General features: G+C 73.4%; 10 protein-coding genes. 7 read left to right on the top strand and 3 right to left on the bottom strand.

Going from position 1 to position 9,419, the window contains the following annotated elements; genetic code table 11:
• Positions 1–428: 428 nt before the first annotated feature.
• Both I6A60_RS39630 and I6A60_RS39635 read left to right on the top strand, forming a co-directional pair.
• Positions 429–908, top strand: coding sequence for a hypothetical protein (locus tag I6A60_RS39630; RefSeq protein WP_307874104.1), 480 nt, complete (start codon positions 429–431; stop codon positions 906–908).
• 105 nt (positions 909–1,013) lie between these two features.
• Complete coding sequence (locus tag I6A60_RS39635) at positions 1,014–1,442, top strand: DUF3817 domain-containing protein (protein ID WP_203023576.1); 429 nt, start codon at positions 1,014–1,016, stop codon at positions 1,440–1,442.
• Between the two features lie 82 nt (positions 1,443–1,524).
• Here I6A60_RS39635 and I6A60_RS39640 read toward each other — a convergent pair whose 3' ends face one another.
• Positions 1,525–2,262: a hypothetical protein gene (locus I6A60_RS39640; protein ID WP_203023578.1), complete on the bottom strand. Its 738-nt coding sequence runs from the start codon at positions 2,260–2,262 to the stop codon at positions 1,525–1,527.
• Between the two features lie 309 nt (positions 2,263–2,571).
• Between I6A60_RS39640 and I6A60_RS39645 the strand changes: the two genes are divergently transcribed.
• Positions 2,572–4,548, top strand: a complete 1,977-nt coding sequence (locus I6A60_RS39645) for an MHYT domain-containing protein (protein WP_203023580.1) — start codon at positions 2,572–2,574, stop codon at positions 4,546–4,548.
• Between the two features lie 39 nt (positions 4,549–4,587).
• Here I6A60_RS39645 and I6A60_RS39650 read toward each other — a convergent pair whose 3' ends face one another.
• On the bottom strand, positions 4,588–4,866 hold the full coding sequence (locus I6A60_RS39650; protein ID WP_203023581.1) for a hypothetical protein: 279 nt from the start codon (positions 4,864–4,866) through the stop codon (positions 4,588–4,590).
• A gap of 638 nt (positions 4,867–5,504) precedes the next feature.
• On the opposite strand from I6A60_RS39650, the gene I6A60_RS39655 reads away from it, so the two are divergent.
• On the top strand, positions 5,505–6,539 hold the full coding sequence (locus I6A60_RS39655; protein WP_203023583.1) for an ABC transporter ATP-binding protein: 1,035 nt from the start codon (positions 5,505–5,507) through the stop codon (positions 6,537–6,539).
• Positions 6,536–7,294 (top strand): hypothetical protein, encoded by a 759-nt coding sequence (locus tag I6A60_RS39660; RefSeq protein WP_374113365.1) that lies wholly within the window; start codon positions 6,536–6,538, stop codon positions 7,292–7,294. Before I6A60_RS39655 ends, I6A60_RS39660 begins: the two co-directional genes overlap by 4 nt.
• 38 nt (positions 7,295–7,332) lie before the next feature.
• Here the strand turns inward: I6A60_RS39660 and I6A60_RS39665 are convergent, their stop codons facing one another.
• Entirely contained in the window at positions 7,333–7,737 is a 405-nt protein-coding gene (locus I6A60_RS39665; protein WP_203023590.1) for a hypothetical protein, read from the bottom strand.
• 121 nt (positions 7,738–7,858) lie between these two features.
• On the opposite strand from I6A60_RS39665, the gene I6A60_RS39670 reads away from it, so the two are divergent.
• Together I6A60_RS39670 and tuf are read left to right on the top strand one after the other, a co-directional pair.
• Positions 7,859–8,002 (top strand): hypothetical protein, encoded by a 144-nt coding sequence (locus I6A60_RS39670; protein ID WP_203023587.1) that lies wholly within the window; start codon positions 7,859–7,861, stop codon positions 8,000–8,002.
• 85 nt (positions 8,003–8,087) lie between these two features.
• Positions 8,088–9,266: an elongation factor Tu gene (gene tuf / locus I6A60_RS39675; RefSeq protein WP_203023588.1), complete on the top strand. Its 1,179-nt coding sequence runs from the start codon at positions 8,088–8,090 to the stop codon at positions 9,264–9,266.
• Positions 9,267–9,419: the final 153 nt, after the last annotated feature.

Consider the following 9,419-nt stretch of genomic DNA (forward strand, 5'->3'; position numbering starts at 1 on the left):
GCGCGGCGGCCCCCCCCCACCCCGGGAGAACCGCTGCCGCCCGGGCGGGAAGGGGGGGCCGGGCGGCAGCGGTTGGGGATGGAAGTCCGCCTGCCAACGGACGTTCCGATCGCCGGTATGGCCAGGCAGGTGCCTGGCGAAGCCTTGCTGGTTTAGGTGGCCCGCTCGCCCGGCTGGGGGGGGTTAGCGGGGGAACAAGCGGGCCAGAACACCGACCGAACCTCCTGGCGCGAACTCCGTTCGGCATTCACGTGGTAGTTGCTCGGGAGGCCCGTCAGGTTGCCGTCATTTCGGAAGATTTTTTCCGTCTTGACCGGCGATGCCCTGACCTGCGCACTCACCGACGGGCCTGGACGGCGGCCGGCGGTACGTGAGGCGTGACCTACCACCGCATCCCGCCAGCCCGGGTCGGGGGTAGCGTCAGGGATGTGCGCAGGGTGCTCAAGCTGTTCTCGCCAGCGTGGTTGCTGCGCCACTTGCTCGCGCTCGGCCTCATCGCGTTCTTCATCTACATGGGCCACTGGCAGTGGACGAAGGGCGAGTCCAGCCACGGCACCCTGCAGAACCTCTTCTACGGCATCGAGTGGTGGATCTTCACCGCGTTCGTGCTGTACCTGTGGGGCAAGATGATCGGCGAGGAGATCCGCCCAAGCCAGCCGAACCCGGCGCCGGCCGCCGCGCCCGGCGCCGAGCCGGCCGACCCGGCGGTCACGGACCTGAGGCCGGTGACCGGCCTGGCCGGCGCGACCACGGCTGTCGCCCGGGCGGACGCTCCCCTGGTCTTCGCCGCCGTCGCCGTGCCGGCGTCTCTCACGGCGACTCCAGCCGACGACGAGGACCCCGAGGACGAGGACCTGGCGGCGTACAACGCCTACCTGGCCAACCTGCGCACCCGCGACTCCGCCTGACCCCCTCGACGCAGCCCCCTCAACGACGCCCCGCACGACGACACCCGCCTGCCAGGCCGCACCCGCCGCACCGGTGCCACCACGACGATCCCGCCGGAGACCACGATGACCGCACCCAGCCAGGACCCGGCCGCCGTCGCGACCGCGTCGCCCGTGCCCGGCACGCCACCGGCGCCGGCCACGCCCAGCCGCGCGGGCGCGGGTCCGGACGCCCTCGCGAAGGCGTACAGGCCGTACCGGGTCCTCGCCTACGTCGTCGGCGTCATCCTCGTCGTGCTGGTGCTCGTCGCGGTGCCGCTGAAGTACGCGGCGGACGTCCCGCAGCTCGTCCAGATCGTCGGCCCGGTCCACGGGGTGCTCTACATCGTCTACCTGCTCGCCACCTTCAACCTGGCGACCAAGGCGAAGTTCTCGCTGCGGCGAACGATCCTGGTCATGCTCGCCGGCACGATCCCCTTCGTGTCCTTCGTGGCCGAGCGATCGGTCACCCGCGAACTGAAGCCACGGCTGACCGGCACGGTCACCGAGCGCTGACCACGGCGTCAGGCCCACTGCTCACGATCGCGACCGCGGCATCACGGCCGCCGAGTCGCGTCCACCCTGCCTCGGCTTCGGCTCAGTCCTGTTCGATCCGGTGACGGTCGGCGCCGTCGGGGGCGGGCGGGCGTGGCACGAGCCGCAGAGCGGCCGGCCGCGACGGGCGCGGGCCGCGGCGGGCAGCCGTCACCGAGATCGAGATCCCCTCGCCGACCGCCAGCCGGCGTACCAGCCGGCGGGGTCGGCCGGATCCGTCCAGCCGCGGACCGACGACCTGCGCGGGGGCAGGCGCCCGGAACGCGGCCAACAGCTGTGCCGGCTCGGTGCCGAACGCGAGGTGCCGCCCATCCGACCAGGTCAGCAGTTCGACGGCGAACCGCCCGGTGCGGGTGGCCAACAGCCGTCGCGCGCCCGAGTCCCAGACGAGCACGAGCCGGTCCGGCGGTAGCTCGCGCAGGCAGCGCTCGCCGCTGGCCCGGTAGGCCGCGGCGACGCCCACGGCCGCCGTGTCCTCGTCGCGCGACGCCCCCCTCGGCCCGTCGGCGTCGGCAGGGCGGCCCGCCGGGTAGGCCGGCCAACCGGCGAGCCGCAGGTGGCCGCGGCCCGCGAGCACGACGGCCATCAGGCCGCCGTCGTCCACCGCGATCGGTGGGATCGGGCCGCCCGCCCTTCCGGCGGCGGTGACGACACCGAAGGGCCCGTCGAGATGGACGCCGCGGGCGGCCGGCAGGCCCAGGGAGGACGAGGCGAGCATCGCCGTCAGAGTGGACCGGCGGACATCCGCTCCGTCCAGCCGCAGCAGGCCGCACAGGGTCACGCCGGCTTCCTCCCGTCCGCCGTGGCGACCGACCGCGCGGGGCGGCGCGGCGGCGACTGACCCCCGCCGCGACTACCCCAGACGGCCAGGCGGTACCCGCCGCGCAACCATCGGCCCTAGCACATGCTCAGCGACGGAAAGTAGCAGGTAGCCGGGTCTCCGTCCGGCTCCTTGACCGAATTGAGGTCGCCGTTCCCGATCGCGGCGAGCCGGTGAGTCCGTGCCTTCTGGTGGTCTTCCCCAAGCCAAGACGGCCGGGTCCGGGATAGGACACACAGTGACAACGATGTCACCGAGCAAGGAATCGCCATGACTGTTGCCGCCGCTGTCCCCGTTCCGCACCTGACATCGCTCGCATCCGGACTGGCGGCCAAGGAACAACTCTCGTCGTCGTGCGGTCCAAGCATCGCCGTGTCCTACCTGCTCGCCTCCGCGGCCGCGCTCGCGGCGCTCACCTGTGCCGCCAGAATCCGGCTGACCCCGGACGGCCGGAGGTCCCGGAGAGTGCGCGGTGCCGGCTGGACCGCCGCCGCGGCGGTCGCGGTCGGCGCGGCGGTCTGGTCGACCCAGCTCGCCGGCACCGTGTCCTGCGAGTACGGCGGCACCGCGCTGTTCGACCTGCGCCTGATCGTCATGAGCGCGCTGGTCGTGCCGCTGGCCACCGGAGCCGGCCTGGCGATCGTCGCGACCAACCCGGCCAGCTCCCGCCGGCTGGTCGTCGGCGGGATCCTCAGCGGGGCCGGCTGGTCGGTCGCGTCCTTCATGACGATCGCCGCGTTGCGGACCACCGGGACGCTCGGCTACGACCTCGTGCTCGCGGCCCTGTCCGTGGTGATGAACGTGGCGACCGCGACGGTGCTCTGCTGGGTGGCCTTCCGCCCGGGTCAGCGGTACCTGCGCGCCCTCGTGGCGGCCATGCTGCTCGGGGCGGCCATCCGGGGTGGTTACTACACCGCTCTGGCCGCGACGAGGACCATCCCCGACACGAAGGAGGGCTGGTCGCAGGGGCTCGACCCGTTCGCGCTGGGTCTCGTGACGGCGGCTGGGTCGACGATCGTCCTGATGTTCATCGCGGTCGCGGCCGTCGGCGGTCTTCTGCAGCCTCGGGTCGCCGGTTTCGGCACCACCACTCGGCCCTGGGTCCCCCGTCGCGGCGGGGCCGCCGGTAGGAAGCCGACCCCCGGTTTCGGCCCGGACGACGCCCCCGCGGCGCGGCCCGGTGACGGCCTGATGCCGCCGGGATCCGAGCCTCCGGCCGCCGCGGCCCAGGTGGTGAGCAACCATGCCCGGGTCCTGGCCAAGAGCGCCGGCGACTCCCAGGCGCCCCCGCTGCCTGGCGGTTCGGCGGCGCTGCCGGCGCTGGTGGGCTCGCGGGATGTGCCCGCCTCGCCGCCAGGAAGGGCGCCGGCTCAGGAGCCAGGCGCCTCACTCGCGCACGCCGAGCTGACCTTCGAGGAGCTCGCCTACGTCGGGCGGTCCTTCACCGGCTCGGTCGACGACGCGGTCGAGCTGCTGGAGCTGGCCGACGACGAGCCAGCCGACGCGCGTCCAGCCCCGAGCCAGGCCGCGATCGACGATGTTCCCGCCGTCGACCCCGGGGACATCGCCCCGTTCGACGACGCCATCCGGCCGGTCACGGTCACGGCGGCGCGGCCGACACTGCCGCCGCCGGGCGGTCGCGAGCAGGCACCGACCGGCCCGCCGCCCCGGGCCGCCGACCCGGATTCCGGTGAGCTGGTCTCGGTCCTCGTGCCAGCACTGCTCCGGGCCCCCCGGTCCGAGCCGCCCGCGGCCGCCGAGCCGGCGACGACCTCGGAACCGGTGGTCGGGAGTGGGCCGATCCGGCGGCCGACCGTGTTGACACCCAGCTCGCCCGTCTGGACCGCCGCGCTCCCGGCCGGGGTCCCGGCGGGACCGCCGACCGTGCTGGCAGGCCGACGGCTACCGCCGCTCCCCTCGGTGCCGCCGCCCGCGCCGGGCACCGTCGCGCCGGCCGCCGAGCACGCGGTGCCGTGGTCCGCCGATCCGCTGGGGATCTCCGTGACGACCGCGGAGGGCGCACGCCACGACGGAACGCGCGCCTCGGCGGAAGGGCCGTGGACCAGCGGTCACCTCGGCGGCGTGGGGCCGCAGCCGAGGTGGGCCGTGCCGCTGTGGTTCCCGCCCCCGGCCTGGTGGTTCCTGACACCGACGCTGGGCCGGCGCACCGTCACGCGGCATCGCGCGGACGACCCGAGCGCTCCAACCAGGCCGCTGCGCCTCGCGCCGGCACGTCCGGAGCACTGAGGCGTCGGCGTCGCCCGTTCGACGCTCGCCGACGGCGGGTCAGGAGGCCTTGCGCGCCCGGCTGCGGCTCGGTGGCACGAACGAGACGTAGGCCGGGCAGGCCGGCAGGTGCTCGTCGAAGCCGGCGAGGTCGGGCCAGTGGCCGTGGCAGCCCCGGCAGTGCGTCGCAGCCTCGTCGGTCCATCGCTGGTCGCAGCCGCCGCAGCTGGCGATCACCGGAACGTGCCTGCCCCGACCCGGCTGGCCGAGGCCGCGCAGCGGCACGGGCAACGCCTGCTGGACGCCAGCCGCGCGACGCGCCGGCCGGCCGGCGCTCACAGCGACCGCCCTGGCTGCTGACTCCCGATAGCCCGCAGCCGAAGCTGACTGGGCCGGCGGGGACGCGACCGGCGGCGCTGACACCAGTGATGCGGACGAAGGGGACCGGCGGGCAGGCACCGGGCCATCCTGTCGCACGGCTGCTCGACGGTCACGTGGCCCCCTCCCACTTCGGCCCCTTCGGCCGTCCCCATCGTGCCGGATCTCCGTTATCTGGTCATATGTCGACCGGCCGACCCGGCCATCCGACGGTCCCGCCACCGCCAGCCGGCCCCTACCCACCGACTCGACCGCCGGATCATGGGCTTCGCCTGGGCCGCAGCACCAACGGCGCTTCGCTGAGCGGCCCGACCAGCCTGACCGGCGGGCCGCCGCGACACCCCGGGTGACCAACACCACGGGATTCCGCGCGGATTCCGCGAAATCGCCGGCCGACCGCAAGGTTCCCCGCACGGCGTGCGGACCGGGCGAGTCGATGGACCATCCCGACAACCCGGGGCAGCGGCGCCGAATCGCCCGGGGCAAGATCGCAGGGGCAGACTGCGACCAGTCGTTACCGCTTGGCCGCCATCTGGCCCGAAAAGGGCGCTGAATCCGGGTCGACGGCGACGACGAGGCACCACCGAGCGGGGAGAGTGATGATCGACGCCCGCGGGCTGACCAAGCGTTACGGCCGCACGCTGGCGGTCAACGACCTGTCGTTCACCGTGCGGTCCGGCCGGGTGACCGGCTTCCTCGGCCCGAACGGGGCGGGCAAGTCGACCACCATGAGGATGATCCTCGGGCTGGACCGCCCGACCGCGGGCGAGGTCCGTATCGGCCGGAAGCGCTACGTGGACCTGACCGACCCGATGCGCCACGTCGGCGCCCTGCTCGACGCGAAATGGGTCCACCCGAACCGGTCCGCACGCGCGCACCTGCGCTGGCTGGCCGCCGCCAACAGGCTGCCGGACCGACGGGTTGACGAGGTGCTCGACATCGTCGGGCTGACCGACGCCGCCCACCGGCGGGCCGGCGGCTTCTCGCTGGGCATGGCCCAGCGGCTCGGCATCGCCGGCGCCCTGCTGGGCGACCCCGGGGTGATGCTGTTCGACGAGCCGGTCAACGGCCTCGACCCCGAAGGCATTCTCTGGATCCGGCGGCTCATGCACCGGCTGGCGGACGAGGGCCGCACGGTGTTCGTCTCCAGTCATCTGCTGTCCGAGATGGCGGTGACCGCGAGTGATCTGGTCGTCATCGGCCGGGGCCGGCTGATCGCGCAGACCACCACGGCCGCGTTCACCGACCAGGCGTCCGGCGCCACGGTCCGGGTCCGGGGGCCCGAACCGCACCGGCTGCTGGCGGTACTCACCGCCGGTGGGCTGGCCGTCAACGAGGTGCCCGCGTCCGACGCGGGTCCCGCGGCCTTCACCGTGCACGATGTGACCACCGAGGCGGTCGGCGAACTCGCCGGCGCCGCCGGCCTCGTCCTGCACGAGCTTGCCGCCCAGCGTGGCTCGTTGGAGGAGGCGTTCCTGCGGCTGACCGGCCAGGACGTCGAGTACCGGGCCGGGACCGGCGGGAACGCGACACCGTCTGGCAAGCCGGCGGCGGCCGACTACCCGGAGCCGGCTGGCTACTCGGAGCCGGCCAGCGGCGTGGTCTGGGAGGCGGAGACCTCATGGCCAGCCTGACGTTGCTTCGGGTCGAACGGATCAAGCTGTTCTCGACCCGGTCGCCCTGGTGGTGCCTGGTGATCGCCACCGTCGCGACCATCGCCCTGGCGATGCTGGTGGCGGGGACGGTCACCAAGGACGACCTGCCAACCTTCACCCCGGCCGCGACCCAGTTCGCCGGCAGGTTCGGCTCCGTCATCATGATGGTGATGGCCGTCCTGGCGGTCACCACGGAGTACCGGTTCAGCACGATCCGGGTGACCTTCCTGGCGTTCCCGCGGCGCACCGACGCCCTGCTCGCCAAGACCGTCGTCGTCGCGGGGCTCGCCGGGATCACGGGTGAGGTCGCCGCGATCGGCTCCTGGGCCGTCTCGGTGGCCCTGCGCCCGGACGCCCCGCTGGCGCTGCGCCACGCGAGGGACTTCCGGGTCGTCATCGGAAGTGGACTGGTCTGGGCGATCGGGGCGGTGATCGCCGTGGCCGCGGGCCTGCTCATCAGGCACTCCGCCGGCGCGATCACCGGCCTCCTGATCTGGAACCTGCTGCTGGAGACCCTGCTGCCGGTCATCCCCCGGATCGGGCCGCATCTGCAGGACTGGTTGCCGTTCACCGCCGCCAGCGACTTCCTGTACGACGGCCAGCCACTGGGCACGGACTCGGCTCTTGAACAGCAGGCCCGGCTGGGCCCGTGGGGCTCCCTCGCGTACTTCGCCGCGTTCGCGGCCGTGCTGCTGGCAATCGGCATCGTCGTGGCCAAGCGTCGGGACGCTTAGCAGCCGGCCCGGCATGACTCGACATTGCCGACTCGCGATCAGGCGCCGAGGCCCCAGCGGTCGCGACCGGCCTTGTCACGCTCGGCGGCCTTCATCCGAGCCTCGTGGACGTGGCGGCGCCCGCCGGTGAACCTGGTCCGGATCCGCTCGTCGCACGCGAGGAAGGGCTGGTAGTAGAGCTCGTCGTACTCCTCGACGATCTGGAACGTCCAGCGCCCGTCGAGCACGTTGCGCCCGTGCAGCTCTCGGCGCAGCTGGGCGGCCGACCGCGGGTGCCCCGCCGCCGCCAGGTCCTCGATCGCCTCGGCGAGCGTCCGGTCCGCGTGGCCGGACAGCTGGTGGAACTCATACAGCGCCCCGCGGGCCCGTTCCACCCACTCCAGCGCCTCGCCGAGCTTCCCGACCGCCGCGCTGGTCGCCTCGTCCAGGCGTGGCACCGTCATCTCGTCCCCGGCCCGGCCAGCGCCGGACGACGTCGCACCGCTAGTCACCTCCGGGCAGTACCCGGCGGGGCGGCCGGAAAAGCATTCGCCAGCGACACGTTCGCTGGCCACCATGAGAGGCATGTTCCGGCACGACGCCTCTTCGCCCGCCGCGGTCGCGGGCGCCGTCGTGCTGACTTCATCGGCACTGGTCTCGCCGGAGCTGGCCTTCTCGGCGTTCTCGGCTCCCTCGGCCGACGTGCTGCCCGGCGGCGCTCGACGCTGACTCTTCCCGGATCGTCCGGAGCCCCGCAGGGGAAGGGTCGGTAGGACCCAGGGGCTCACGGACGTCCAGCACAGAGGAAGAGATCATGGCCAAGCAGGCCTACGTCCGCACCAAGCCGCATCTCAACATCGGCACGATGGGTCACGTCGACCACGGGAAGACCACGCTCACCGCCGCGATCACGAAGGTTCTCGCCGACGGCGGGTCCGGCACGTTCATCCCGTTCCACCGGATCGACCGCGCCCCCGAGGAGATCGCTCGCGGCATCACGATCAACATCGCGCACGTCGAGTACGAGACCGCCAACCGGCACTACGCGCACGTCGACATGCCGGGCCACGCCGACTATGTGAAGAACATGATCACCGGTGCTGCCCAGCTCGACGGCGCGATCCTGGTGGTGTCGGCGCAGGACGGCATCATGCCGCAGACGACCGAGCATGTGCTGCTGGCCCGGCACGTCGGGGTCAGGCACGTGGTGGTCGCGCTGAACAAGGCGGATGCCGCCGACCCGGAGCTCGCCGACCTGGTGGAGCTCGAAATCCGCGAGTTGCTGTCCGCGCACGGCTACCGAGGTGAGGAGATTCCAGTGGTCCGCGTCTCCGGGCTGCGCGCGCTGGCGGGCGACCCGGCGTGGACGGCCTCGATCTCCGCGCTTCTCGACGCCGTCGACAACTACGTCCCCGTCCCCGACCGCTACACCGGCGCGCCGTTCCTGCTTCCGGTGGAGAACGTCCTGACGATCACCGGCCGCGGCACGGTCGTAACCGGGGCCATCGAGCGGGGAACGGTCCGCGTGGGCGACCGGGCCGAGGTCAGCGGTCTCGGAACTGCGCTGACGACGGTGGTCACCGGTCTGGAGACGTTCGGCAAGCCGATGGACTCCGGTCAGGCCGGTGACAACGTCGCGCTGCTGCTGCGCGGGGTGCAGCGCGGGCAGATCCGGCGGGGCAACGTCGTCGCCGCGCCGGGCAGCGTGACGGTCCACCAGCGGTTCGCCGCGCAGGTTCACCTGCTCACGGCGGCCGAGGGCGGCCGGCGCACCGCGATCGCGTCCGGCTACCGCCCGCAGTTCTACCTGCGGACCACGGACGTCGCCGGCGAGGTCGACCTGGGTGAGGCCGGACTCGCGCTGCCGGGCGAGACCGCCGAGCTGACGGTCGAGCTCAGCAAGCCCGTGCCGCTGGAGAACGGGCTCGGCTTCGCCATCCGCGAGGGCGGCCGGACGGTCGGCGCCGGAACCGTCGTCACCGTCCTCGACTGACCAAGCCAGCCGGGTCAGCCGGGGATGACTCCAGTCCGGGTGGGGGGGGGGCGGCCCGCGCCCCCCCCCCCCCCCCCGCCCCCGGGTCAGGTCGCCGTCGTGGCGGCTCCAGCTGGGACGGCCGAGTCGAGGCCGGTGGCCGACAGGCGCCCA

Source organism: Frankia sp. AgB1.9 (assembly GCF_016786355.1).
Lineage (GTDB): Bacteria > Actinomycetota > Actinomycetes > Frankiales > Frankiaceae > Pseudofrankia.

Coding starts and splice junctions, on each gene's coding strand:
- tuf (WP_203023588.1), top strand. CDS start 8,088: ATGGCCAAGCAGGCCTACGTCCGCACCAAGCCGCATCTCAACATCGGC.
- I6A60_RS39670 (WP_203023587.1), top strand. CDS start 7,859: ATGTTCCGGCACGACGCCTCTTCGCCCGCCGCGGTCGCGGGCGCCGTC.
- I6A60_RS39645 (WP_203023580.1), top strand. CDS start 2,572: ATGACTGTTGCCGCCGCTGTCCCCGTTCCGCACCTGACATCGCTCGCA.
- I6A60_RS39655 (WP_203023583.1), top strand. CDS start 5,505: ATGATCGACGCCCGCGGGCTGACCAAGCGTTACGGCCGCACGCTGGCG.
- I6A60_RS39665 (WP_203023590.1), bottom strand. CDS start 7,737: ATGACGGTGCCACGCCTGGACGAGGCGACCAGCGCGGCGGTCGGGAAG.
- I6A60_RS39635 (WP_203023576.1), top strand. CDS start 1,014: ATGACCGCACCCAGCCAGGACCCGGCCGCCGTCGCGACCGCGTCGCCC.